General features: G+C 54.1%; 22 protein-coding genes and 1 riboswitch. Of the genes, 13 read left to right on the plus strand and 9 right to left on the minus strand.

Annotation, left to right across the window (positions count from 1 at the left end; all coding sequences use genetic code 11):
* Positions 1-70 precede the first annotated feature (70 nt).
* Entirely contained in the window at positions 71-829 is a 759-nt protein-coding gene (gene moeB, locus H4F65_RS00145) for a molybdopterin-synthase adenylyltransferase MoeB (RefSeq protein ID WP_039320642.1), read from the minus strand.
* Positions 830-831: 2 nt separating this feature from the next.
* Positions 832-2,067 (minus strand): molybdopterin molybdotransferase MoeA, encoded by a 1,236-nt coding sequence (gene moeA / locus H4F65_RS00150; protein ID WP_010280871.1) that lies wholly within the window; start codon positions 2,065-2,067, stop codon positions 832-834.
* 673 nt (positions 2,068-2,740) lie between these two features.
* On the opposite strand from moeA, the gene H4F65_RS00155 reads away from it, so the two are divergent.
* The 4 genes from H4F65_RS00155 to gsiD all read left to right on the plus strand — a co-directional run bounded on the left by H4F65_RS00155 (position 2,741) and on the right by gsiD (position 8,156).
* The gene (locus H4F65_RS00155) at positions 2,741-4,642 is read left to right on the plus strand and encodes a dipeptide ABC transporter ATP-binding protein (protein WP_010280874.1); all 1,902 of its coding nucleotides are present in this window, start codon (positions 2,741-2,743) and stop codon (positions 4,640-4,642) included.
* A 25-nt stretch (positions 4,643-4,667) separates the two neighbouring features.
* Complete coding sequence (gene gsiB / locus H4F65_RS00160) at positions 4,668-6,212, plus strand: glutathione ABC transporter substrate-binding protein GsiB (protein ID WP_010280876.1); 1,545 nt, start codon at positions 4,668-4,670, stop codon at positions 6,210-6,212.
* Between the two features lie 108 nt (positions 6,213-6,320).
* Complete coding sequence (gene gsiC / locus H4F65_RS00165) at positions 6,321-7,241, plus strand: glutathione ABC transporter permease GsiC (protein WP_010280879.1); 921 nt, start codon at positions 6,321-6,323, stop codon at positions 7,239-7,241.
* Between the two features lie 9 nt (positions 7,242-7,250).
* The gene (gene gsiD / locus H4F65_RS00170) at positions 7,251-8,156 is read left to right on the plus strand and encodes a glutathione ABC transporter permease GsiD (protein WP_010280881.1); all 906 of its coding nucleotides are present in this window, start codon (positions 7,251-7,253) and stop codon (positions 8,154-8,156) included.
* A 58-nt stretch (positions 8,157-8,214) separates the two neighbouring features.
* Here the strand turns inward: gsiD and H4F65_RS00175 are convergent, their stop codons facing one another.
* From H4F65_RS00175 to bioA, 6 genes are all read right to left on the minus strand, one after another.
* Complete coding sequence (locus H4F65_RS00175; RefSeq protein ID WP_010280883.1) at positions 8,215-9,912, minus strand: NAD-dependent malic enzyme; 1,698 nt, start codon at positions 9,910-9,912, stop codon at positions 8,215-8,217.
* 206 nt (positions 9,913-10,118) lie between these two features.
* A complete protein-coding gene (gene cdd, locus H4F65_RS00180) occupies positions 10,119-11,009 on the minus strand; it encodes a cytidine deaminase (RefSeq protein ID WP_010280885.1) in 891 nt (296 codons plus the stop codon).
* 173 nt (positions 11,010-11,182) lie between these two features.
* Positions 11,183-11,878 (minus strand): CidB/LrgB family autolysis modulator, encoded by a 696-nt coding sequence (locus tag H4F65_RS00185; protein ID WP_010280886.1) that lies wholly within the window; start codon positions 11,876-11,878, stop codon positions 11,183-11,185.
* Complete coding sequence (locus H4F65_RS00190) at positions 11,878-12,285, minus strand: CidA/LrgA family protein (RefSeq protein WP_010280890.1); 408 nt, start codon at positions 12,283-12,285, stop codon at positions 11,878-11,880. The genes H4F65_RS00185 and H4F65_RS00190 overlap by 1 nt, the downstream gene beginning before the upstream one ends.
* 210 nt (positions 12,286-12,495) lie before the next feature.
* Positions 12,496-13,290, minus strand: a complete 795-nt coding sequence (locus H4F65_RS00195) for a GH12 family glycosyl hydrolase domain-containing protein (RefSeq protein WP_010280892.1) — start codon at positions 13,288-13,290, stop codon at positions 12,496-12,498.
* A 275-nt stretch (positions 13,291-13,565) separates the two neighbouring features.
* A complete protein-coding gene (bioA, locus tag H4F65_RS00200; RefSeq protein ID WP_039320647.1) occupies positions 13,566-14,870 on the minus strand; it encodes an adenosylmethionine--8-amino-7-oxononanoate transaminase in 1,305 nt (434 codons plus the stop codon).
* Positions 14,871-14,965: 95 nt separating this feature from the next.
* On the opposite strand from bioA, the gene bioB reads away from it, so the two are divergent.
* From bioB to H4F65_RS00235, 7 genes are all read left to right on the plus strand, one after another.
* The gene (gene bioB, locus H4F65_RS00205; protein WP_010280900.1) at positions 14,966-16,003 is read left to right on the plus strand and encodes a biotin synthase BioB; all 1,038 of its coding nucleotides are present in this window, start codon (positions 14,966-14,968) and stop codon (positions 16,001-16,003) included.
* 39 nt (positions 16,004-16,042) lie between these two features.
* On the plus strand, positions 16,043-17,200 hold the full coding sequence (gene bioF, locus H4F65_RS00210; protein ID WP_010280904.1) for an 8-amino-7-oxononanoate synthase: 1,158 nt from the start codon (positions 16,043-16,045) through the stop codon (positions 17,198-17,200).
* Entirely contained in the window at positions 17,181-17,942 is a 762-nt protein-coding gene (gene bioC, locus H4F65_RS00215) for a malonyl-ACP O-methyltransferase BioC (protein ID WP_039320679.1), read from the plus strand. The genes bioF and bioC overlap by 20 nt, the downstream gene beginning before the upstream one ends.
* Positions 17,935-18,615 carry a dethiobiotin synthase gene (gene bioD / locus H4F65_RS00220; RefSeq protein WP_010280908.1) on the plus strand — a complete coding sequence of 227 codons (681 nt, stop codon included), beginning with the start codon at positions 17,935-17,937 and terminating at the stop codon, positions 18,613-18,615. Before bioC ends, bioD begins: the two co-directional genes overlap by 8 nt.
* A gap of 875 nt (positions 18,616-19,490) precedes the next feature.
* Positions 19,491-21,503 (plus strand): excinuclease ABC subunit UvrB, encoded by a 2,013-nt coding sequence (uvrB, locus tag H4F65_RS00225; RefSeq protein WP_010280912.1) that lies wholly within the window; start codon positions 19,491-19,493, stop codon positions 21,501-21,503.
* Positions 21,504-21,531: 28 nt separating this feature from the next.
* The gene (locus tag H4F65_RS00230; protein WP_010280916.1) at positions 21,532-21,963 is read left to right on the plus strand and encodes a VOC family protein; all 432 of its coding nucleotides are present in this window, start codon (positions 21,532-21,534) and stop codon (positions 21,961-21,963) included.
* A 117-nt stretch (positions 21,964-22,080) separates the two neighbouring features.
* On the plus strand, positions 22,081-22,662 hold the full coding sequence (locus tag H4F65_RS00235; protein WP_010280919.1) for a hypothetical protein: 582 nt from the start codon (positions 22,081-22,083) through the stop codon (positions 22,660-22,662).
* On the opposite strand, the gene yvcK is transcribed toward H4F65_RS00235, so the two are convergent.
* Positions 22,659-23,567: a uridine diphosphate-N-acetylglucosamine-binding protein YvcK gene (gene yvcK / locus H4F65_RS00240; RefSeq protein WP_010280920.1), complete on the minus strand. Its 909-nt coding sequence runs from the start codon at positions 23,565-23,567 to the stop codon at positions 22,659-22,661. The two genes, H4F65_RS00235 and yvcK, sit on opposite strands and share 4 nt — an antisense overlap.
* A 286-nt stretch (positions 23,568-23,853) precedes the next feature.
* A riboswitch (molybdenum cofactor riboswitch) is annotated at positions 23,854-24,002 on the plus strand.
* On the opposite strand from yvcK, the gene moaA reads away from it, so the two are divergent.
* Together moaA and moaB are read left to right on the plus strand one after the other, a co-directional pair.
* Positions 23,990-24,979 (plus strand): GTP 3',8-cyclase MoaA, encoded by a 990-nt coding sequence (moaA, locus tag H4F65_RS00245; protein ID WP_039316534.1) that lies wholly within the window; start codon positions 23,990-23,992, stop codon positions 24,977-24,979. It overlaps the preceding riboswitch by 13 nt.
* Before the next feature lie 34 nt (positions 24,980-25,013).
* Positions 25,014-25,532, plus strand: a complete 519-nt coding sequence (gene moaB / locus H4F65_RS00250; RefSeq protein ID WP_010280923.1) for a molybdenum cofactor biosynthesis protein B — start codon at positions 25,014-25,016, stop codon at positions 25,530-25,532.
* Positions 25,533-25,549 lie beyond the last annotated feature (17 nt).

The raw sequence follows: 25,549 nt of genomic DNA on the forward strand, positions 1-25,549 counted from the left end.
CCTTGATAATGTGTCACTGATTTTCGCCGTATTCAATGGCTTATCGTGCCGGATGCCAATCTTTCCTTTGTCAGCCCGCTCCGCCGCAGACGTCGCAGTGCGGGTTTTTTGGCAGCATCATTTCGCGAAATTGCAGCGTCATCGCATCGAACATCAGCAGTCGACCTGTCGCTAGCCTGCCGTAACCGGTCAGCAGCTTAATGGCTTCTATCGCCTGCAAACTGCCGATGGTGCCCACCAGCGGCGACATCACGCCGGCCTCGACGCAGGTCAGCGCATTAGCACCGAACAGACGGCTGAGACAATGATAGCAAGGTTCATCGGGTTGATAGGTAAAGACGCTGATTTGGCCTTCCATTCGAATTGCCGCCCCGGAGATCAGCGGCTTCTTGAGCTGAAAGCCAATGCGGTTTAGGCGGTTGCGAATGGCGACATTGTCGGTACAGTCCAGCACGGCATCGTGTTTGCTGACCAGTTCGCTCAACACCTCGTCATCGAGATCGCCATCAACCGTATCGAGCGAAAGATGGGGATTCATATCGGATAACGTCAGACGCGCGGATTCGACCTTCGCCATCCCGATACGGGCATCACGGTGCAGAATTTGACGCTGTAGGTTAGACAGAGAGACGGTGTCAAAATCCAGCAGCGTTAAATGGCCAACGCCTGCCGCGGCCAGATACTGCGCGGCGGCACAGCCTAGCCCACCCAGTCCGACAATCAGCAGGCGTGATGCCTTCAGCTTTTCCTGTCCGTCGAAATCAAAGCCGCGCAGCACAATCTGTCGGTTGTAGCGCAGCATCTCTTCATCGCTCAGTTCCGGCAACATGCTCAGTGCCCCAGCAGTGCGTTGAAGGGCTCGATTTCAACCCATTCGCCAGCGGCGACGCGACCGCGATCTTGCTCCAGTACGATGAAGCAGTTACCGAGGCTGAACGAGCTGAAAACGTGTGACCCCTGATGCCCGGTGGTTCTGACCTCCAGCTCGCCCTGGGCGTTGCGGCTGAAAGTACCGCGCTGAAAATCGGTGCGCCCCGGCGTCTTTTTCAGTGCGCTGGTGGTTTTGACACGAACCCGTGGCGGTAAGCGCCATTGCGTATAGCCAGACAGGCGAGCCAGCAGTGGCTGAACCAGTTGATAGAACGTTAGCGCAGCAGAAACCGGATTCCCCGGCAGGCCGCAGAACCAGGCGTGTTGCAATTTGCCAAAAGCGAAGGGCTTACCGGGTTTGATCGCCAGCTTCCAGAAATGGATATCGCCCAGCTCATCCAGCATTTGTTTGGTGTAATCCGCTTCGCCAACGGAAACGCCGCCGCTGCTAATCACCAGATCGGCAAGCTGGTCAGCCTCATGGAACGCGGCGCGCAGCGCTGCCGGATCGTCGCGGATAATTCCCAGGTCATGAACCTCGCAACCGATCTGTTCCAGCATCAAACGGACGGCGAAACGGTTGGTGTCGTAAATCTGACCGTCTGCCAGCGGTTCGCCAACGGGTTGCAGCTCATCACCGGTTGAAAACACCGCGACTTTCAGGCGGCGCACCACGTCAATTTGCGCAATCCCCAATGACGCCAGCAGCGGCAGCTCCGCGGCGCCTAGCTTGCAGCCTGCAGGTAACACGCTGGCTCCAGCCTGAATATCTTCTCCCGCCAGACGAATATTTTGGCCGGGCTTTACCTCATGCGGAAAGCGGATGCCGTCCTCGCTGACTTCAGTTTGTTCCTGCATGATGACGGCGTCGGCTCCTGCAGGAATCGGCGCGCCAGTCATGATGCGAATGCAGGTTCCAGCAGGCCATTCGCCGCTGAAGGGCGCCCCCGCAAAGGCTTTGCCGGCCAGCGGCAGCATTGTTGAAGCGGACAAATCGGCGCAGCGTACGGCATAGCCATCCATCGCAGAATTGGCGAAAGGTGGGACGTTAATCGGGGAGGCGATGGCATGGGCGGTAATCCGTCCTGCGGCGTCGAACAGGGATACGCACTCTGTCTCGGTAAGGGAAGGGGCCTGAGAAAACATGTTTTCCAGAGCTTGTTCAAGAGTCAGTAAACCTGCGTTAACGCTTTCCATCTTCACTCCACAGCTTGTTTTATCAATACGACTGATTTCATTAATATGATTTATTTCATCAGTAAGAATTGTGTTCCGGCAACGCGCCATTCATAGGCGAAAACCCGTTTCCTATGCCAGTATTAATTATGTCAGAGTTCGTAACTTGGGTGAATGTACGCAGGTCAAGGAATAGGGCTTTTATACCCGTCATACTTCAAGTTGCATGTGCGTTGGCTGCACTCAAATACTCGGCCCGTCGTGGGCCTCGCCCTGAAGGGCCGCTGCAAGCAGCGTTCAAATCTGCTCCCGGCAGATTTGTCACCCGAATCACTTACCTGAGTAAGCTCATCGGGATGCCTTCTCTTGCCGCCTGCCTGAAACTCGAATTATTTAGGGTATAGCGTGTGACTCGTCAGGCATCAAACGGCAAGGACGGGGGCGAAAGCGTCACTTTTTCCCACAAGTCGAACCATTTCGGGCAAAAGTGGGCGGGTTTGCAGGACATATTGCCCCTGATGGCGTTTCTTTATGACAATTAACTTAATGTTATAAAAAGAAATTTTTCACTGTGCCGATTTCAGTTTCCGCTTTACATCATACCTTGTGCTAAATATAGTCGAAAATCGCTGATAATTTGTCCCTGACCGCGTTGCGCTGATTCCAGCCGCATTTATATGGAGATTCGCCGTTCATGTCGCCCACACAGGATCATTATGCCTCGCTGTCTTCCCCGGTTCCGGGGCTGATTTTGCCTGAAAAACGGGTGGTGGAGGTGCGCAACCTGAGCGTCTATTTTGAGCAGCAGGGACAGCGGACAGATGCGGTGCGTAATTTGACGTTCTCTGTCGATCGGGGCGAGACGCTGGCTATCGTCGGAGAATCGGGATCGGGTAAGTCGGTAACGTCGCTGGCGCTGATGCGGCTGGTTGAACATGCGGGCGGCGTGATTCATCAGGGCGATATGCTATTTCGCCGTCGCGATGGGCAGGTGCTGGATCTCCGCGGTGCCCGTCAGCGTGCGATGCGCGCATTGCGTGGGGCGGATCTGGCGATGATTTTCCAGGAGCCGATGACGTCGCTGAATCCGGTTTTTCCCGTCGGCGAACAGATTGCCGAGTCGATTCGTTTACATCAGGGGATGGACAGACGCGCCGCGCGAGCAGAAACCTTGCGTATGCTGGATCTGGTCAGAATACCGGAAGCGCGCAACGTGCTGGATCGCTATCCCCACCAACTGTCTGGCGGCATGCGCCAGCGGGTGATGATTGCGATGGCGCTCTCCTGCAAGCCGTCGCTGCTGATTGCCGATGAACCGACGACCGCGCTGGATGTCACCATTCAGGCGCAAATTCTGCAGCTTATTCGTGTGCTACAGCGTGAAATGGAAATGGCCGTGATTTTCATCACCCATGACATGGGTGTGGTGGCGGAAATGGCTGAGCGCGTACTGGTTATGCACCGTGGGGAAAGCGTCGAAGCGGGGAGCGTTGGGCAGATCTTTACTGCACCGCAGCATCTGTATACTCAGGGGCTGTTGGCGGCGGTACCGGCGTTAGGGTCTATGCGCGGTCAACCGTTCCCGGAAAAATTTCCGCTGCTGGATCAACTCTCGGGGCGTATTGCGGACAACGTATCGCAGGATACCGTTCCCGCGCAGTCAGAACCGATCTTACAGGTTAGCAATCTGGTGACGCGTTTTCCCATTCGAAGTGGTTTATTGAACCGCGTAACCCGACAAGTGCATGCGGTGGAAAACGTCAGCTTCGATCTCTGGCCGGGGGAAACGCTCTCGCTGGTTGGCGAATCGGGGTGCGGCAAATCCACCACCAGCCGTGCGTTGCTCCAGCTAGTTGAAAGCCAGAAGGGCGAAATTACCTTTAACGGTCAACGAATCCATCAGTTGAAAGGGGCTGCGTTACAGCACCTGCGGCGTGATATTCAGCTAATTTTTCAGGATCCCTATGCGTCGCTGGATCCTCGCTTGACGGTCGGTTTCTCGATTATGGAACCGCTGCTGGTGCACAACATTTGCCGTCGGCAGGAAGCGGAAAAGCGCGTTGAGTGGCTGTTGTCGCGCGTAGGGCTGGAGCCAGAATACGCCCGCCGCTATCCGCATGAATTTTCCGGCGGCCAGCGTCAGCGTATTTGCATTGCCAGAGCGCTGGCGCTGAACCCGAAAGTGGTCATTGCGGATGAAGCGGTATCCGCGTTGGACGTGTCGATTCAGGCACAAATCATCAACCTGATGCTGGAACTGCAACGTGAATTCGGCATCGCGTTTTTGTTTATTTCACATGATATGGCGGTGGTTGAGCGTATTAGCCATCGCGTGGCGGTGATGTACATGGGGCAGATTGTCGAGATTGGCTCGCGGCAAGATGTCTTCGAGCGGCCTCGGCACCCTTATACCCGCAAGCTGATGTCGGCAGTACCGGTTGCCGATCCCTCACGCCGCCAGCGTGAGCAGGTGCTGCTGGTTGATGAAATACCTAGCCCGATTCGGGCGCTTGGCGACGAGCCGATCACAGCGCCTCTGGTTCAGGTCGGTGAGCGGCACTTTGTTGCGAACCATCCAATAGCCGGCGCGTATTGACAGGGATTCACAAGGAGAACGTAGCATGAGCGTAATGACGATAAAGCGGCGCTGGTTAGTGGCCGCAGGCGTAACCGCTGCTATGGCAGCTTCACCCGTCTGGGCAGCCAAAGATGCGGTTATCGCCGTGGGTTCCACGTTTACCAGCCTGGACCCGTATGATGCCAACGATTCGCTGTCGCAGACGGTGGCGAAGTCCTTCTATCAGGGGCTCTTTGGCTTCGATAAAGAGATGAAGCTGGTGAACGTCTTGGCGGACAGCTATGACGTGAGCCCCGATGGTCTGACGTATACCGTCAAGCTGCATCCGGGGGTCAAATTTCACGATGGAACGGCGTTCAACGCCGCCGCCGTGAAAGTGAATCTGGATCGCGCCAGTAACCCCGACAATCGCCTGAAGCGATATAACCTGTTCAAGATGATCGAAAAAACCGAGGCGGTTGACGATCTAACGGTGAAAATTACACTGAAGACGCCGTTCTCGGCGTTCGTTAACAATCTGGCGCATCCTGCGGCGGTGATGATCTCGCCGGCAGCGTTAAAGCAGTACGGCAAGGACATTGGTTTCCATCCAGTCGGCACTGGCCCGTACCGTTTTGTGACCTGGAATCAGACCGATTTTGTCAAAGTCGAGAAATTCAACGGCTACTGGAAGGCCGGGCTGCCGAAGCTGGACAGCATTACCTGGCGTCCGGTGGTGGATAACAATACGCGTGCGGCGCTGCTGCAAACTGGTGAAGCGCAGTTCGCTTATCCGATACCGTTCGAGCAGGCCAAGGTGCTGGAGAAAAATGACAAGCTGGCGCTGGTGGCGTCGCCGTCGATTCTGCACCGCTACATCAGTATGAATGTCACGCAGAAGCCGTTCGATAACCCGAAAGTGCGCGAGGCGTTGAATTACGCGATCAACAAAGAGGCGCTAATTAAAGTGGCGTTTTCCGGCTATGCGACGCCAGCCGAAGGGCCACTGCCGAGCAGCATTGATTATTCAGTAAAATATCACCCGTGGCCTTACGATCCGGCCAAAGCGCGCGAGCTGCTAAAAGAAGCGGGCTACCCGAACGGCTTCACCACTACGCTCTGGTCATCGCATAACCACAGTACGGCGCAGAAAGTCTTGCAGTTCACGCAGCAGCAGCTGGCACAGGTCGGCGTGAAAGTGCAGGTGACTGCAATGGATGCAGGACAGCGCGCGGCGGAAGTGGAAGGCAAGGGCGTGAAGGAAACGGGCGTTCGCCTGTTCTACACCGGCTGGTCGGCCTCAACGGGTGAAGCCGACTGGGCACTGTCGCCGCTGTTTGCCACGGCTTCCTGGCCACCCGCGCAGTTCAACACGGCGTTTTACAGCAATCCGCAAGTCGATGCGGATCTGGCGAATGCGCTGAAAACGACGGATCGGACGGAAAAGCAGAAGCTGTACAAAGATGCACAGGACAAAATCTGGGCAGATGCGCCGTGGATTTTCCTGGCGACAGAGCGTCTGGTGTCGGCGAACAGCAAAAAACTGACCGGGTTCTACGTGATGCCGGATACCTTATTCAGTTTTGAGGATGCCGATCTCGCGGAGTAATCCGCCGCAAAAGAATGACCAGGGAGTCGGGTGGCCGTAAGGCTGCCCGCAGTGGTCAACACACGTTCACTGATAGGGAGTCCGGCGCATGTCTGTGGAACACTGTTCATGCTGAATTATTTTATTAAACGACTACTGGGACTGATTCCCACGCTCCTGATTGTGATGGTGCTGGTGTTCCTGTTCGTTCATCTGTTACCCGGCGATCCGGCGCGTTTAGCTGCCGGACGGGAAGCGGATGCTGCCGTTATTGAGATGGTCCGGCAGGATTTGGGGTTGGATAAACCGCTGCCGCACCAGTTCTGGCACTTCTTTACCAATATCCTGCAAGGGGATTTTGGTACGTCGATCGTCTCGAAACGCCCAGTTACCGAAGAGATTGCCATGCGCTTTATGCCGACGTTTTGGCTGACGGTGTGCAGCATGGTGTGGGCCGTAATTTTTGGCATGGCGATTGGTATCGTGTCCGCCGTGTGGCGCAACGGCTGGCCGGATAGAATCGGGATGACGCTGGCCGTCTCCGGTCTCTCTTTCCCTGCGTTTGCGCTCGGCATGCTGTTAATGCAGGTCTTTTCTGTTGAACTGGGGTGGCTGCCAACGGTGGGGGCAGACACCTGGCTGCACTATATTTTGCCCTCGTTGACGCTGGGTGCAGCGGTCGCAGCAGTGATGGCGCGGTTTACCCGAGCGTCGTTTGTTGATGTCTTGCAAGAAGATTATATGCGTACGGCGCGGGCAAAGGGCGTGCGCGAATCGCTGGTGGTGGTGAAACACGGGCTGCGCAATGCGCTGATTCCGGTGGTTACGATGATGGGGCTGCAATTTGGTTTCTTGCTCGGCGGTTCAATCGTCGTCGAGAAGGTCTTCAACTGGCCGGGGCTAGGACGGCTGCTGGTGGATGCGGTGGAGATGCGCGACTATCCGGTGATTCAGGCCGAGGTATTGCTGTTCTCGCTGGAGTTTATTCTGATCAATCTGCTGGTGGATATGCTGTATGCCGCGATTAACCCAGCCATTCGTTATAAATAAGGAAAGGGAATGAGACACTGGCGACGTAACGCTATGCTGGCGACGCTCCCTGTCATTAGGGATAAATCGGTTCGTACGCCGTGGCGTGAATTCTGGCGGCGCTTTCTTCGGCAGCATGTCGCTGTCATTGCAGGCGTGTTTGTGCTACTGCTGATTGCGATCGCGTTTCTGGCACCGTACCTGATGCCCTATGATGCCGAGAACTATTTCGATTATGAGCGCCTGAATGAAGGCCCATCGGCGGCACACTGGCTGGGGGTGGATTCATTAGGACGTGATATTTTCAGTCGGATCCTGATGGGGACGCGTATCTCGCTGGCGGCGGGCATTCTCTCGGTGCTGGTTGGGATGATTATCGGCACGACACTCGGTCTGGTGGCGGGCTACTACGAAGGGTGGGCGGACAGGATCATCATGCGCCTATGCGATGTGCTGTTTGCCTTCCCTGGTATCCTGCTGGCGATTGCCGTTGTGGCGATTATGGGCAGTGGGATGGCGAATGTGATTGTCGCCGTCGCGATTTTCAGCATTCCGGCTTTCGCCCGTCTGGTGCGCGGCAATACGCTCGTGCTAAAGCAGCTTACCTACATTGAATCGGCCCGCAGTATCGGAGCCAGCGACCGGACGATCCTCTTTCGGCATATTTTGCCCGGTTCGGTGTCTTCTATCGTGGTGTTTTTCTCGATGCGCATTGGGATGTCGATCATCACGGCAGCCAGCCTGTCATTTTTAGGGCTGGGCGCGCAGCCGCCGATGCCGGAGTGGGGAGCGATGCTGAACGAAGCGCGGTCGGATATGGTGATTGCCCCGCACGTCGCGATCTTCCCTAGTCTGGCGATCTTTCTGACAGTTCTGGCGTTTAATTTACTGGGTGACGGTTTGCGCGATGCGCTCGACCCGAAATTGAAAAGCTGAATAAAAAGCAGTGATAAAAAAAGCGCGGCAAATGCCGCGCTTTTTAGCAGTCAGACAGTTAGAACGAGGTACGTTTGTAGCTGCGGTACTGCGGTTGCCAGAAGTTATGGTCAATCGCCTTCTGCAACGCATCGGCTGAGGTCACCACGGCTGCGCCCTGCAACTGTGCGGCTTTACCCACATCCAGTGCAATACGCTTGGACACCTGCTGGATATCGGACAGATCCGGCAGCAGCGCGCCTTCACCGTTATTTGCCAGCGGCGAGCAGTCAGCCAGCGCACGGCTAGCGGCCATCAACATACCGTCAGTGATACGTTTGGCACCCGACGCCAGTACACCTAACCCGATACCCGGGAAAATGTAGGAGTTGTTGCACTGGGCGATAGGGAAGATTTTGCCCTGATAGTTAACCGGAGCAAACGGGCTACCGGTTGCGACCAGCGCTGAGCCTTCTGTCCAGCGAATGATATCTTCTGGACGGGCTTCAACGCGGGATGTCGGGTTAGACAGTGGCATCACGATAGGACGCGCGCAGTGCTTGTGCATTTCACGGATGATTTCTTCCGTGAACAGACCCGGCTGGCCGGATACACCGATCAGGATGGTCGGCTTGGCATTGCGTACCACTTCCAGCAGTGAAATTGCATCGCTGTTGCAATCCCAATCAGCCAGCAGTTCACTTTTCTGCACCAGCTTGCTCTGGAAATCGAGCAGGTTCGGCAGTTTGTCCGTCAGCAGACCGAAGCGGTCAACCATGAAGACGCGTGAGCGTGCTTCTTCTTCACTCAGCCCTTCAGACTTCATCTGCGCGACGATTTGCTCAGCAATACCACAGCCTGCGGAGCCCGCACCCAGGAAGGTCACGGTCTGATCGCGTAGCTGAGTACCTGCCGCACGGCTGGCGGCAATCAGGCTGCCAATCGCAACGGCGGCGGTGCCCTGAATGTCATCGTTAAAGCTACAGATCTCATCACGATAGCGGTTCAGCAGCGGTGTCGCATTTTTCTGCGCGAAGTCTTCAAACTGCAGCAGCACGTTAGGCCAGCGGCGTTTAACGGCCTGAATGAATTCGTCAACAAATTCATAGTATTCGTCGTCGGTGATACGCGGGTGGCGCCAGCCCATGTACAGCGGATCGTTCAGGCGCTGCGGGTTGTTGGTGCCGACATCTAGAACGACAGGCAGAGTGTAGGCTGGGCTGATACCGCCACACGCGGTGTACAGCGACAGCTTACCGATTGGAATCCCCATGCCGCCGATACCCTGGTCGCCCAGACCCAGAATACGTTCACCGTCGGTCACAACGATGACTTTTACATTCTGCTTGGTGGCGTTTTGCAGCATATCGTCGATATGCGCGCGGTTAGGGTAGGAGATAAACAGGCCGCGTGCGCGACGATAGATATCGGAGAAGTGTTCACAGGCTTCGCCAACGGTCGGGGTGTAGATGATCGGCATCATCTCACTGAGGTGACCGTCCAGCAGGCGGTAGAACAGCGTCTCGTTGGTGTCCTGAATGTTGCGCAGGTACACGTGTTTTTCAATATCGTGTTTGAATTCCTGATACTGACGCCAGGCGCGTTCTGCCTGTTCTTCGATAGTTTCGACGGCTTCAGGCAGCAGACCATGCAGGTTAAAGTTAGCGCGTTCTTCTTCGGTAAACGCGCTGCCTTTATTCAGCAGGGGAAATTCAAGCAAGATTGGGCCAGCGTAGGGAATATGGAGAGGACGTTTGCTTTCGTATTCTAATTCCATGACTTTTTACTCTCGGATAACAGAAAAAACTCAGGTGTTGTCGATAAAAACTGTTGAGGATCTTAAATTACCCAGAAAATATGTACAGGAATTGTTAATTTAAATAGTTACAGATGGCTTGCATCTTAGTCAAAATGCAGGCTTTATCGATTCACCTCTCGTTTCTCACACTTCCCTTTGCTGAAATTCTGCGCTTATCCGCACCGCTACCCCTCAAGAAAATGATGTTCAACGTCTGTGCAACCCAACTCAGCCAGCATAATTTGCGAAATAGCCCAATGGCTCACAACGGCATCGCGACGCTCAACGATAGCACCACGTTTAATTGTGCACAGGTCTTCGCCTGCGAGATTCACCAGGTTTAACGCGGTTTGCAAAGGTGGCAGGCTTGGGTTGAACGCCGCATTCTCTGCATAGCGTCCGGTATAGATGTTGCCATTTGATGTTTCCAGTGCAATACCGCTGATAGCATTACTGTAGGGGGCATGGCTACGGTTGGCGGCATCCAGAGCCAGACGTGCAAGCACGCCCACATTGTGTAAGGTGGCGCCGTGGTTGACGTCATCCATCAGCAAGGTATCGATGTGCAGATCGACGGGGCCAAAGGAATCTGGCAGATAGTGGCTGAGCATGGCAGGTTGGCGACCCGGCAGTTGAATGCGTAGCGACGCGGCATTACGCAATTCATTCATAAACTGACGACAGTGGCCGCATGGCGTGTAGTTCACGGTCACGGCCCGCAACCCACGTTCATTGCGCATCCAGGCGTGGCTGACAGCGCTTTGTTCTGCATGCACCGTTTGCTGCAACTGAACCGCGCTGAACTCCATGTTGGCACCAAAATAGAAATTGCCACTGAGTCCTTGCGCAATTGCGCCAACCTGAAAATTCGAGATCGGCGCTTGTGCGCAGGCTGCTGCCAGTGGCAATAGCGCAAAGGCCAACGCGTCGGCGTCTAGCTGGCTGGCTTCGCAGACGGCATTCACGTCGTCTGCGGTGAGCATGGCGGCGAAATCGGGTTTATCGATCAAGGGACCGATCGCGGCTTGCAGGCTGGCAGGTAATTGCTGGAAGGCGTTTTCAAATCGTGGATGCATATCGGCGTACTCTTTTTACCCGTCAATGACGTCATGTTAGGTAGCAGAGTAACAATAAATTGTGATCAAAATCTCTTTGTTGAATGAAAGGAATGCAAATTAACTGTTAAATGCGAGATGTATCTCAATTTTATGGCGGGGCGGTGCGAGGCACGCACCATCCCCCGCTAGATTCAGCCAGCGACGTGCAAGAGTAGAGGGAAGATGAGCGGCGCAATTAGCGACGTGATGATCCCGCAGATGACCAGCGCCAGCGAACTGAATGCGCCTTCCTGATAATCAACTTCCGCACAGCGCGCCGTACCGAGTGCGTGTGAGGCGGTGCCCATCGACAGCCCGCGCGCGGCTTTGGTTTTGATACCGATGCGGTTGAACACACTGTGGCCTAAGACTGCGCCGAGAATACCGACAAAAATCACGCAGACGGCGCTGATAGCCGGAATCCCGCCAATCGAGCTGGCGACGGCCATCGCAATTGGGGTGGTGACGGATTTAGGCAGCACCGAGGCGGCGATTTCTGGCGATGCCCCCATCCACAGCGCTACCAGCGTGCCGGAGATAATGGCAGTCAGGCTACCGATGAAGCACACGCTGATGATCGACTTCCAGCGCGCGCGAATTTGGTGCAACTGTTCATAAAGCGGAAACGCCAGCGCGACCACAGCCGGTTGAAGCAGATCGTTAAGGACTTTACTGCCCTGAAAATAGTGCTCGTAGGGAATCTTCAATACCAGCAGCAGCGGAATAATAATCGCCATCGACACCAGCAGCGGGTTCAACAAGGAAATCCGGGTCAGCACGGCCAGTTTACGCGCGGCGAAAAAGACAATCAGAGTGAGGGGCAGCGACCACCACAAATAGCTGAACATTATTTATTATCCTTCGGCGGCGTACGATCGCCAGCCACGGCTCGTTCACGCTGCATTATCTGGGTACTGAAACCCACAACCAACATCACAATAAAGGTACTGATCAGGCAGGAAACTACGATAGGGCCAAACTGTTGGCTGACCAGATCGTAATAACTCATCACGCCGACGCCGATTGGGACGAACAGCAGCGCCATGTGACGAATAAGCAGGTGGCAACCCGGTTTTACCCACTGCGCGGGCAGAATTTGCGAGGCGAGAAGGATGAACAAGACCAGCATACCGATGATACTGCCGGGGATAGTGAACGGAAGTAACGCGGATACCGCATTGCCTGCCAGCAGGCAGAGATAGATCAATGCGAAAGCGCGTAAATACTGCCAGCACACGATGAACGTATTACGCATGGGACATTCCTGATTAGCTGAGGGTGCTATCATAACGCTAATGGAATTTACGTGCCACAGATCACGAATTACGCCAGGCAGGGCGAGTAGGTCTTAAGAATGAGTGGCGCGAGTTCAGGCTGAACATGAAACGAGAAGCGGATAAGATAAATTTGGTTCAACCCCCCGCGTGTATGGATTGGGGGGGGGAACCAGAAGGATATAGACGCGTTATTTTATGTCTACGCCCCACTTGGTGATGTCAATCTGTCCATCACCGCCAAAGATCTCGGTACCGAACTGAACGCTGCTGATATATTTTGTATTACTCATCCATTTCTTGGTTCCCACTAGATAGTTGGTGAAATGGCGAATATTGAGTGATGCGCTGTTGGTATTAGAGGTACGGACAAAGGAAAAGACGTTCCACCCTTTGCCATTACCCGCATTGATCCAACCTTTGAATACATTCCAGCTACTGCCTCCAAGGAAAACGGTTTCAATATAATCACCGGCTGGGCCTGCATTGGTATTATTTAGCCAGATCATTAATTCATCGGTAGGCGTAGAATCCCAATTGGCTTTATCGGTGGTGTGGAACCATATGTCATAAGCGGCATTATACGTGCCGGTAGATTTGATGGAATAAGTGACGTTGCTGGTAATGCCTTTATTACTGGATAATTTTATCGGCAATCCACTATTTTCCGTATAACCCGCCGTCCAGTGCCAGCCGCTCACCAGTGATGGATAGGCTTTAACGCTGTGGCTAGTGCTTGGCCAGTGCCAGTTCCATCCCATGCTGGTTGGGCTATTATAGAAAACAGTTTGCCGCCATCCTTTTACTTCATCTTTTCCCCAGACGTTATTGAATACATAATATTTATTATTTTCAAAATAGAGTTTGTCAGCATCCTTTGAAGAGCTGGCAGCAGAAACTGTTAATGGTGAGAGTAATAAGGCAGATAAGAGTACGGGTAGCAATGTGCGGAAAGTTCGCTGTGATTGGGTATTCGTAATAAGCATAATAAAGCTCCTTTTACTATATGCTTGGGGTATTTCACTCTGAAATCTAGCATGTGCTCAGTCAGTGTACATATCTAATTAAATATAAATCGTGGTGTACTTAACAGTTATTGTTTTTTATGTGCCATCAGCATAATTCAATTCATCACTCATGGATAAAATGAAAATCTTATTCATGGAATAATTATAAGAACGGTAATGAATAGTGATAATACGAAGTAAAATCAAGAGCCGTGGTTTTGAGGCACACAGGATCGTGCGCCTTAGGTTGCCGATTATTTAAATAGCTGTTCGTCACGAATAGCGGCGCAGACGGCGTCGGTCAGCTTACGCAGTTCATCAGGCTGAATGATAAACGGCGGCATCAGATAAATAAGTCGGCCAAAGGGGCGAATCCACACGCCGCACTCGACGAAGAAACGCTGTAGCCGCGCCATATTAACCGGGCGCTGTGTTTCTACCACGCCGATAGCGCCCAGTACGCGAACATTCGCCACCAGCGGCGAATCCGCACAAGGTTGCAGCGCTTCTCGCAGCTGTCGTTCAATCTGTTTGACCTGCTCCTGCCAGCGGTTCTCCGCTAGCAGCGATAAACTGGCATTAGCTGCCGCGCAGGCGAGCGGATTGCCCATAAATGTGGGGCCGTGCATAAAGCAGCCCGCCGCGCCGTTGCTGATGGTTTCCGCAACTGTCCGAGTGGTCAGCGTGGCGGAGAGCGTCATATAACCGCCGGTAAGCGCTTTCCCCAGACACATAATATCGGGTGAAATCCCCGCATGTTCGCAGGCAAACAGTTTGCCGGTGCGGCCAAATCCGGTCGCGATCTCATCGGCAATCAGCAAGATCCCCCATTGATTGCACAGTTCCCGAACCCGACGCAGATAGGCCGGATGATAAAAGCGCATGCCGCCCGCGCCTTGCACGATGGGTTCCAGAATCACGGCTGCGATCTCATGGGCGTGCGCTGACAGCATCGACTGGAGCGGCGCGATATCCGCTTCCTGCCAGTCGTCGGTAAAACCGCCTTCGTTGATCGCGGCGCATGACGGCGCATCGATAAACAGGTGAGTCGGCAGATAGCCCTGATACAGACTGTGCATCGAATTTTGCGGATCGCACACGGACATCGCACCGAAAGTGTCGCCGTGATAGCCATGACGCAGGGTGAGAAAGCGCTGACGGGTTTCACCGCGTGCTTGCCAATATTGCAGCGCCATTTTCATCGCCACTTCAACGGCCACTGAGCCGGAATCCGCCAGAAACACGCATTCCAGCTCATTCGGCGTAATGTCCACCAGTTGGCGGCACAGCGCTACCGCCGCCGGATGGGTGATCCCGCCAAACATCACGTGCGACATCTGGCTAAGCTGAGTCTGCACGGCCTGATTGATCGTCGGATGGTTGTAACCGTGAATCGCTGCCCACCACGATGACATACCATCAATCAGGCGACGTCCGTCATCCAACTGAAGTTCGACGCCGCTGGCTGATACGACCGGATAGCAGGGCAGCGGTTCGGTCATTGAGGTGTAGGGATGCCAAATGTGGCGCTGGTCAAAAGCAATGTCTTCCGGGCTCATGATGATCTTTCGTAAACCAAAATGGATTCTATTTGGTTGACAGTATATCGGGTTAATTTACACTGGCGAAACGTTTTTAGTTTGGAGATGCCGACATGGCTGACCGCATGTACTGGACGCTTGAGCAAGCGCAAGACTTATTTAATAAACCCTTTCTGGAACTGATGTTTGAAGCGCAGCAGATCCACCGTCAGCATTTTGATCCCCGTCAGGTGCAGGTGAGTACATTACTGTCGATCAAAACCGGTTCCTGTCCTGAGGACTGTAAGTATTGTCCGCAAAGCTCCCGCTACCGTACCGGGATTGATACTGAACGCCTGATGCAGGTTGAACAGGTGCTGGAGTCGGCCCGTCAGGCAAAAGCCGCAGGATCGACGCGCTTTTGTATGGGAGCGGCGTGGAAAAACCCGCACGAGCGTGACATGCCGTATCTGGAACAGATGGTGCAAGGCGTGAAAGCGATGGGAATGGAAACCTGCATGACGCTGGGGACGCTGCACAACGATCAGGCCGAGCGTCTGGCCTCTGCCGGATTGGATTTCTATAACCATAACCTCGATACCTCACCAGAATTTTACGGCAGCATCATCACGACCCGCACCTATCAGGAGCGTCTGGATACGCTGGATAAAGTGCGTGGCGCGGGCATTAAAGTCTGCTCGGGTGGCATCGTTGGGTTGGGGGAAACCGTGCGCGACCGCGCCGGGTTGCTGGTGCAACTTGCTAACCTGCCGACGCCGCCGGAAAGCGTGCCGATCAACATGCTGGTGAAAGTGAAAGGTACGCCGCTGGCGGATAACGATGATGTCGATCCGTTTGATTTTATTCGGACTATTGCCGTCGCGCGCATCATGATGCCAGCCTCCTATGTGCGCCTGTCCGCCGGACGCGAGCAGATGAGTGAGCAAACGCAGGCAATGTGTTTTATGGCGGGGGCGAACTCTATTTTCTACGGCTGCAAACTGCTTACCACGCCAAACCCGAAAGAAGACAAAGATCTGGCGCTGTTCCTCAAATTAGGTCTGAATCCGCAGCAGACGGGGACTGAATACGGGGATAACCAACAGCAACAGCGGTTGGCGGAACAGCTGATTAACGCCGATAGCGAGCAATTTTATAATGCTGCGGTATAACCTCCAGCCTGCAAACCGTCGGGCAAGGCGTATTGCATCATGAGCTGGCAGCAACGTATTGACGCCGCGCTGGTACAACGCCAGCGCGATGATGCCTACCGTGTGCGGCGGGTGAATCAAGGCGGTAGCGGGCGCTGGCTGATGCAGGGCGACCGCTGCTACCTGAATTTTTCCAGCAACGACTATCTGGGGCTGAGTCACCACGCGGAGATCGTGCGCGCCTGGCAGCAGGGCGCTGAGCAATACGGTATTGGCAGCGGCGGTTCCGGGCATGTGACGGGATATACCGATGCCCATGCCGCGCTGGAAAATCAGCTTGCCGACTGGCTGGGCTACCCGCGTGCGCTGCTGTTTATTTCTGGCTATGCCGCGAATCAGGCGGTGGTGGCTGCGCTGGCACAGGCGGAAGACCGTATTTTTGCCGATAAACTCAGCCATGCTTCACTGCTGGAAGCGGCTGCACAGTCACCCGCGACGCTGCGTCGTTTTAAACACAATCAGGTCGATAGCCTGCAAGCGCTGCTGGAAAAACCGACGGACGGCCAGACGCTGGTGGTGACCGAAGGCGTTTTCAGCATGGATGGCGATACCGCACCGCTGCCGGAGTTGCAAGCTCAGTGTCGAGCGCACGATGCCTGGCTGATGGTAGACGATGCACACGGGATTGGCGTGCTGGGAGATGAAGGTCGCGGCAGCTGTTGGCAGCAGGGCGTTAAACCCGAACTGCTGATTGTCACGTTTGGCAAGGCGTTCGGGGTGAGCGGCGCGGCGGTACTGTGCGCGGAACCGCTGGCCGAGTATTTCCTGCAATTCGCTCGTCATTTGATTTACAGCACCTCGATGCCTGCCGCACAGGCCTGTGCGCTGAGTACGGCAGTTAAGTGTGTCCAACAGGGCGACGCGCGGCGTGATGCGCTACGACGTAATATCGCCCAGTTTCGCGCGGGTTTTTCTAACTCCACCTATCAACTGATGGATTCACAGAGTGCGATTCAGCCGCTAATTGTCGGTGAGAACGCGCGGGCAATGGCCCTGATGAGTCATTTGCGTGAACAGGGCGTGTGGGTCAGTGCGATGCGTCCGCCGACAGTGCCCGTCGGCAGCGCGCGTCTGCGCATTACGCTAACGGCGGAACATCAGCCGGAAGATATCAGTCGCTTGCTTACGGTATTGCACCATGCTGACAGAAAACTATAACAAGCAGGCGATTGCGCAGGCGTTTGGACGTGCGGCGGGGTGTTACGATCGCTTTGCCGAGCTGCAACGTACCAGCGGAGAACGTCTGTTGGCATTGATGCCGCCGCACAGTGGCCTACAGGTGCTGGATGCAGGGTGCGGAACCGGGCATTTTAGCCGCCACTGGCGTCAGGCTGGTCACTATGTGACCGCGCTGGATTTATCGGTAGACATGCTGGCGTATGCCCGTGAACTGGACGCAGCAGACTGCTATCAGGAAGGGGATATTGAAAACCTGCCGCTGGCGGATGGCTGTGTGGATATCAGCTATAGCAATCTGGCTGTGCAGTGGTGCGACTCGTTACCGCGTGCGCTGGCCGAGCTGTATCGGGTTACGCGGCCGGGGGGCGTGATTGCGTTTGCGACGCTGGCGGACGGCTCCTTAAGCGAACTGTCACAGGCGTGGCAGCGATTGGACGGCACGCAGCGGACGAATCGCTTTCTGCCGCTCTCCGCTATCGACGCGGCCTGTCAGCCTTACCGGCATCATTTAGTTCAAGAACGTGAAGTCTGCTTTTTTCCCGATGTATTGACGTTGATGAAATCGCTGAAGGGGATTGGTGCGACCTGGCTGCACGAAGGGCGTACGCCGGGGCTATTGAGCCGGGCACGTTTGGCGGCATTGTCTGCCCATTATCCGCAAGAACAGGGCGGCTACCCGCTCAGCTATCAACTGGTTTATGGAGTGATTTATCGTGATTGAGCGCTGGTTTGTGACGGGCACGGATACCGAAGTTGGGAAAACGGTCGCGAGTACGGCGCTACTTCAGGCAGCGAATCAGGCTGGATACCGCACCGCAGGCTATAAACCCGTGGCGTCCGGCTGTGAAATGACGGCCGATGGCATTCGCAACAGCGATGCGCTGGCGCTTCAGGCCAATAGCAGCGTTCGACTGGAGTATCAGGCGGTGAACCCGCTGGCGTTTATGGAACCGACGTCACCGCACATTATCAGCGCGGTGGAGCAGCGGCCTATCCATCTCCCTGCGTTGTCCGCAGGGCTGCGGGCATTAGAAACACAGGCGGACTGGCTGCTTGTCGAAGGCGCTGGCGGGTGGTTTACACCGCTGTCGTCGCAGGATACGTTTGCTGACTGGGTGGTACAGGAACAGCTTCCCGTGATTTTGGTGGTCGGCATTAAGCTAGGTTGTATCAACCACGCGATGTTAACGGCTCACGCCATTCAACATGCGGGCCTGCGACTTGGCGGCTGGATTGCTAATGACATCACGCCACCCGGAAAATGGCACCAGCCGTATCTGCAAACGTTGCAACAGTGCCTGCCCGCGCCGATGCTGGGCGAAATTCCTTATGTATCGGATCTTCAGCGGCATGATTTGGGGCAGTACATTGATATTGGGTTATTAGCGGAGTAATCATTTTTGCTAACCTTCGCCTGCGTTTAATCATGCATCGATTTTTGTTGTTTTTACTGACATCTGTTTTATGAGTATAAAACCTACATTTTCATGCCGATTAATAGCTAAAACCTTCTTGAGTTTTCCCCTGACTCCCCGCCATGCCTGAATTGCTGCGATTTAGCCCTCTGCTGTTTTTAGTCTTTTTCCGTCTAATACTTATGCGATAAATCACAGAAAGAGTGTGAAGAAAATCCATATCAGGAGGAATCGCGAATGAAGCGGGTATTTCTCTAACTCAGTGCTGATGCGGGGTTGTGGGAGTTATCCACCATTTCTGTGGATAACTATGTGTATTATGGATAGACAACGTGTCCCAACCGAGAGCTGGCGCGGGTTGTCGCCAGGTTGGCGCTATTCTCCACGGTTTTTCTAATCTATTTATTATCATATGCTTAAGTAAAATCAAGCGTCTTGAACATCAATGAGGCGTAGTTGCATAAATTAACGTCATCGGGCATCCCTGCATGTTACATTTCTACCAAATCTGGGGATAAATGATGATGATTTTATCTGGTAGATTGAATGTGAATGTGCTAGCAAATTCATTTGTTGATTAATCATCCAATCCAGCGATAATTCCCTTGATGCTGTTTTTATATCCAGTATCATTGCGGTGGCGAATTTCGTCATTGGCATTCAAAATAAAGCATCGCGTGTCATACCTGTCTGTGTCGTCGCTGTCAGGGTGATAACGGTACGATGAGGGATGACGATGACACCTCGCTGCCGTGCCTGAAATCGTCAGTCTGTGCCTTTTACCTGCCTCCGAGCATCCATCCACGAACGTCGCATTGCGCGATGGGTAATAACGATAAGTAGCGTGCTTAACGATGAGTAAAGTATTTACACTGAATTCCGACTTTAAACCGGCAGGCGATCAGCCTGAGGCCATTCGTCGTTTAAAAGAGGGCCTGGAAGACGGGTTAGCGCACCAAACGCTGCTCGGGGTAACAGGTTCAGGTAAGACGTTCACGATCGCCAACGTGATTGCCGACCTCAATCGGCCGACGATGATGTTGGCACCGAATAAAACGCTGGCAGCTCAGCTGTATGGCGAAATGAAAGAATTCTTTCCTGATAATGCCGTCGAGTACTTCGTTTCGTACTACGACTATTATCAGCCTGAAGCCTACGTTCCAAGCTCGGATACCTTCATCGAAAAAGACGCGTCGGTTAACGAACATATCGAACAGATGCGTCTTTCCGCGACAAAAGCGCTGCTGGAGCGGCGCGATGTGATCGTCGTGGCCTCGGTATCCGCGATCTACGGCCTGGGCGATCCCGATCTCTATCTGAAAATGATGCTGCATCTGACGCAGGGGATGCTGATTGACCAGCGCGCTATTTTGCGACGTCTGGCGGAATTACAGTATGCCCGCAACGATCAGGCGTTTCAGCGCGGTACGTTCCGCGTGCGTGGTGAGGTGATCGATATCTTCCCTGCAGAATCTGACGAAATCGCGCTGCGGGTTGAACTGTTCGATGAGGAAGTCGAGCGGCTGTCGCTGTTTGACCCGCTGACGGGTCACGTCCTCCAGACGGTGCCGCGCTATACCATCTATCCGAAAACGCACTACGTCACGCCACGTGAGCGTATTTTGCAGGCGATGGAAGACATCAAGGTTGAACTGGCCGACCGTAAAAAGGTGCTGCTGGCCAATGACAAACTGGTGGAAGAGCAGCGGCTGAGTCAGCGCACGCAGTTTGATCTGGAGATGATGAACGAACTGGGTTACTGCTCCGGTATCGAAAACTACTCGCGCTACCTTTCCGGTCGCGGTCCCGGTGAGCCGCCACCGACGCTGTTTGACTATCTGCCTGCGGACGGGCTGCTGGTCATCGATGAATCCCACGTCACCGTTCCTCAGATCGGCGGGATGTATCGCGGCGACCGCGCGCGTAAAGAGACGCTGGTCGAATACGGTTTCCGGCTGCCTTCGGCGCTGGATAACCGACCGATGAAATTTGAAGAATTTGAAGCGCTGGCTCCACAGACGATCTACGTGTCTGCGACGCCGGGTAACTATGAATTGGAAAAATCGGGTGGTGAAGTGATCGATCAGGTGGTGCGTCCCACCGGATTGCTCGATCCCATCATCGAAGTGCGGCCTGTCGCAACACAGGTTGACGATTTGCTTTCCGAAATTCGTCTGCGAGCCGCGATTAACGAACGGGTATTGGTCACCACGCTGACCAAGCGAATGGCGGAAGACCTGACGGAGTATCTGGAAGAACACGGCGAGCGGGTACGTTACCTGCACTCGGATATCGATACTGTCGAGCGTGTGGAAATCATCCGCGATTTACGCCTTGGCGAGTTCGACGTGCTGGTGGGCATCAACCTGCTGCGTGAAGGTCTGGATATGCCTGAAGTGTCGCTGGTGGCGATTCTGGATGCCGATAAAGAGGGCTTCCTGCGCTCTGAACGTTCCCTGATCCAGACGATTGGCCGTGCGGCACGTAACCTGCGCGGCAAAGCTATTCTCTACGGCGACAAGATTACGGCATCAATGGCGAAAGCGATTGGTGAAACGGAGCGTCGCCGCGAGAAGCAGGAAGCCTACAACACCGAGCACGGCATTGTGCCGCAGGGAATCAATAAGAAGATTTCCGATATCCTGCAGTTGGGGCAGCCGACGAACAAAGGCAAAGGGCGTGGCAATCGTAAAGCCGCAGAGCCAGCAGCACGCTATGAACTTATGACGCCGAAGGCGCTGGAACTGAAAATCCGCGAGTTGGAAAGCAAGATGTTGACGCACGCGCAGAACCTTGAATTTGAAGAGGCAGCCGCGCTACGTGATGAAGTACAAGCACTGCGCGCACAATTTATCGCGGTATCTTAACGATGCAAACACTCACTGAGGATCAATGATGGATCAGACTATACCGGGTGTAGAAGTGCTGTTTGTAGCGGGTTTCGGACCGATCGTGAAATCCCTTTCTGCCAGCCATGCGCTCTATGTTGATACGCTGAAGTTGCCGCTGAAGCCCGTTGCGGAAGGGAGTGACTATCTGGTGAGCGATGAGATGGAGGGCGTGAAGCATTTCGCGCTCTGGCCGCTGTCACAGGCTAGCGAGTCCTGTTTCGGACACGAAAGTTGGCCTACGGATCTTCCTGAACCGCAAAGCTGGCTGGAGTTCGAAGTGGCTGACATGGTGGAAGCGACCAGCACGCTGAAAGCGCAAGGATATGTGTTGTTGGTGGAAAACCGTCTTGAGCCTTGGGGACAGCAGGTCACGCGTTTCCTGAGTCCCGAAGGCATTCTGATTGGCGTGACTTATACGCCGTGGCTACGGGATTGACGGGATGTGTAACGTCACCTTTTGCTCTACGAGAAAATGTGTTGGGGAAAACACGACGGTTGCGAATGAAATTTGTGAACCGCTGGTTTTTGCAGCAGAACGAGGTCTTTTTGTCGGATGATTGATCGGGAATTCATCAAAAATAACGCTAAGACATTCATTATTGTGGTGGTAGCGCTGTCCGGTTGGACGCTGTACAACTATCAGCAAAAATTACAGTTTGAAGATTATCGCAATGAACAACTGAATCAGATTCGTGAAAGAGAGCTGGTACTTGTGAAACAAACGTCGGTTGTGGACTTTCGCGAACAGCAGTTGGCCGCACGCGAAGCTGGAGTAAACCAGCAAATTCAACAGCTCACCGAGCGTGAAGGACTGCTCGACCAACGCGCGCAAGGTATCGAACTTTCGGCCAAATCACTGGAGCCTGAACTGAGAATCAACAAAGTGCGTGATGAGCTTTCCGCATTGATGAGTAAATTTTCCGATTTGGGTGTGAATCTCTCATATCTCCCGCCTTGCAATGACGCCGATATGTTGAAGCGTCATTTTCAGGCTAAAGCTATTCTCAATGAGATTGGCAGTCGTGCTCAGGCTGCAAAGATATACGAAGAATACCGTCCTTTCATCAGTATGAATACCCCAACGTTGGGAAGTATAGAACGCTGCCAAAGTCCGACTGCCACGTTAGGTCGTTAGCCCAACAGCTGTAGCGCACGATCGATGGCCTGGCGCAGTAACTCACGGTCGTGATGGTGAGGAACATCTTCTGCGGCCAGCGCCTGCTGCACGACCAGTCGGTCGCCAATCTGGCTGATATCGACTTTTGGACCGACAATCGCAGCATCAACCACGGGTTTCCCTACCTTGTGCTCAATCCAAGATAGCTTCTCCACCAGCGTCAGGCGGGCCGCGGGGTTACTCTGCTCATTGCCCAGATTACCGATGTACACCATGGGGGCGGGCGTGCGGCGGAGCGCCTGTGTCAGATCATCCAGCAGCAACAGCGGCATCAGGCTGGTCAGAAAGCTGCCGGGGCCAATCAAAATCAGGTCAGCCTTTGCGATGGCATCAATCGCCTCGCGTGTGGCCTGCACCGTCGGGTACAGCATCAAATCTTGTGGCAAGGCTGCCAACTGATCGATCTCGACTTCACCATAAACGGGGTTGCCCTGTTCATCAATTGCCATTAAATCGACAGGATGCTCGGACATCGGAATTAAAAAAGCGTCCACTTTGAGCAGGTTGCGAATCAGGTTAATGGCTTCCAGCGGTCGCACGCTCAGGTGGTCGAGCGCTTTTAGCATCAGGTTACCCAGGTTGTGTCCGGCAAGTTCCCCGTTACCGTTAAATCGATACTCAAACATCGCAGATGCCACGCTGGGCGTCGTAATGAGTTGATTCAGGCAGTTGCGGGTATCGCCCCAGGCAATGCCGCCTTCAGAGCGACGGATGCGGCCAGTCGAGCCGCCGTTATCTGTCGTCGTGACAATGCCGGTTAGCCGTGAACCCAGGGAAGAGAGCGAAGACATCACACGACCTAAACCGTGTCCACCTCCGAGTGCGACAACCCTGTCGAGGTCGGCCAACGTGCGATTGCGCATAGAAAACCTTATGAATAAGCCAGAGGAATATGAAAAACGTGTGACAATCGCCGCTAAGGTAGCTGATTTCACCTTAAAACGCGAAAAATCCTCACGCAGGCATGACCTGAGACAATTTCTGCCGCGTATTTTTCCGTATGCTGTACACCATAAGATATTGAAAATTCGCTATATATTTAATTATATACCGATTTTGAGAGTGGTTGACTGGGCTTTTTCGCAGTAGACTGCTTAATGAAATCACGATTCCTGACCGGTTATCTCGCTGCTGTTTAACGGATAACTGAGTGGAATCAAACTCCTAGCCTTGGTGCCTAAGTGATGCGCGTAGTGCGCGTGATACGGTGCCCTGGCCGTGGCCTTCGCGGTCACCAGGGTGCGAGGCAGAAATGCCTGCATCTCCCGAATTTGGAAAGGTGTTTATGGTGAGTCAACTGACTGATGCGTTTGCGCGCAAGTTCTACTATTTGCGTCTGTCTATCACAGACGTCTGCAATTTTCGCTGTACCTACTGTCTGCCAGATGGTTATCAGGCCAATGGCACTAATCCACATCGCTTTTTATCACTCGATGAAATTCGTCGCGTCAGCCGCGCCTTTGCCGAATTAGGGACGGAAAAAGTCCGCCTCACCGGTGGCGAACCGTCTTTGCGCCGTGACTTTGTCGATATCATCGCCGCCATTCGTGAAAACCCCGCGATTCGTACGCTGGCGGTCACGACTAACGGCTATCGCCTTGCGCGGGATGCCGCACAGTGGCGTGACGCGGGGCTAACAGCGCTGAACGTGAGCGTGGACAGTCTGGATGCACGCCAGTTTCATGCGATTACCGGGCAAGACAAATTCCGCCAGGTAATGGACGGCATCGACGCCGCCTTTGACTGCGGTTTTGCCAAAGTCAAAGTTAACACGGTGCTGATGCGTGATGTGAACGCGGGCAGCCTGCAAACCTTTCTCGACTGGATTAAACACCGCCCGATTCAACTACGCTTTATTGAGCTGATGGAAACCGGAGAAGGAGGCGATCTGTTTCGCCGCCACCACGTTTCCGGCGAGGTGATCCGCCAGCAACTACTGCAACAAGGCTGGCAACAACAACAACGTGCACGCAGCGACGGCCCCGCGCAGGTGTTCAGCCATCCTGACTATCAGGGCGAAATCGGGCTGATTATGCCGTATGAGAAAGATTTCTGTCTGAGCTGTAACCGTCTTCGAGTCTCGGCCATAGGCAATCTTCACCTGTGTCTCTTTGGCGAACAGGGTATCCCATTGCGCGATTTACTGGCCGACGATCGTCACCTCGATGATTTGAAAATGCGTATCTCGGGTGGATTATCGACGAAGAAGCAGACCCATTTCCTGCATGAAGGGAATAGCGGCATCACGCAAAACCTGTCATTTATCGGCGGTTAATCCCCGACATCACTGATTCTTAAAGGAGCCTGACATGAGCAAAGTCAGCAGCGAATTTGTTTCTCTCAATCTTGCGGTTCTGACCGTTTCCGAACGCCGTACGGCGGAAGATGACACTTCCGGCGACTATCTGCGCGAAGCGGCGCAGTCTGCGGGGCACCGCATCGTCGACAGCGCCATCGTGAAAGAGAACCTGTACCAGATTCGGGCACGGGTCTCGGCGTGGATTGCCAGCGACGAGGTGCAGGGTATTTTGATTAATGGCGGGACGGGCTTTACCGCAGGGGATGTGGTACCGGAAGCCATTGCCGTCTTGTTCGATCGGGAAATTGAAGGTTTCGGCGAGCTGTTTCGCATGGTGTCGTACGAAGATATTGGTACGGCGACGCTGCAATCCCGTGCGCTTGCCGGTCTGGCTAACCAGACGGTGATTTTCGCCATGCCGGGCTCAACTCGCGCCTGTCGTACCGCATGGGAACGCATCATTCAGGAACAGCTGGATGCGCGCCAGAAGCCGTGCAATTTTTACCCGCACGTGAAAAAATCCTCTTAACGGTAAGCCTTATTCAT

This window comes from Pectobacterium brasiliense (assembly GCF_016950255.1).
GTDB lineage: Bacteria > Pseudomonadota > Gammaproteobacteria > Enterobacterales > Enterobacteriaceae > Pectobacterium > Pectobacterium brasiliense.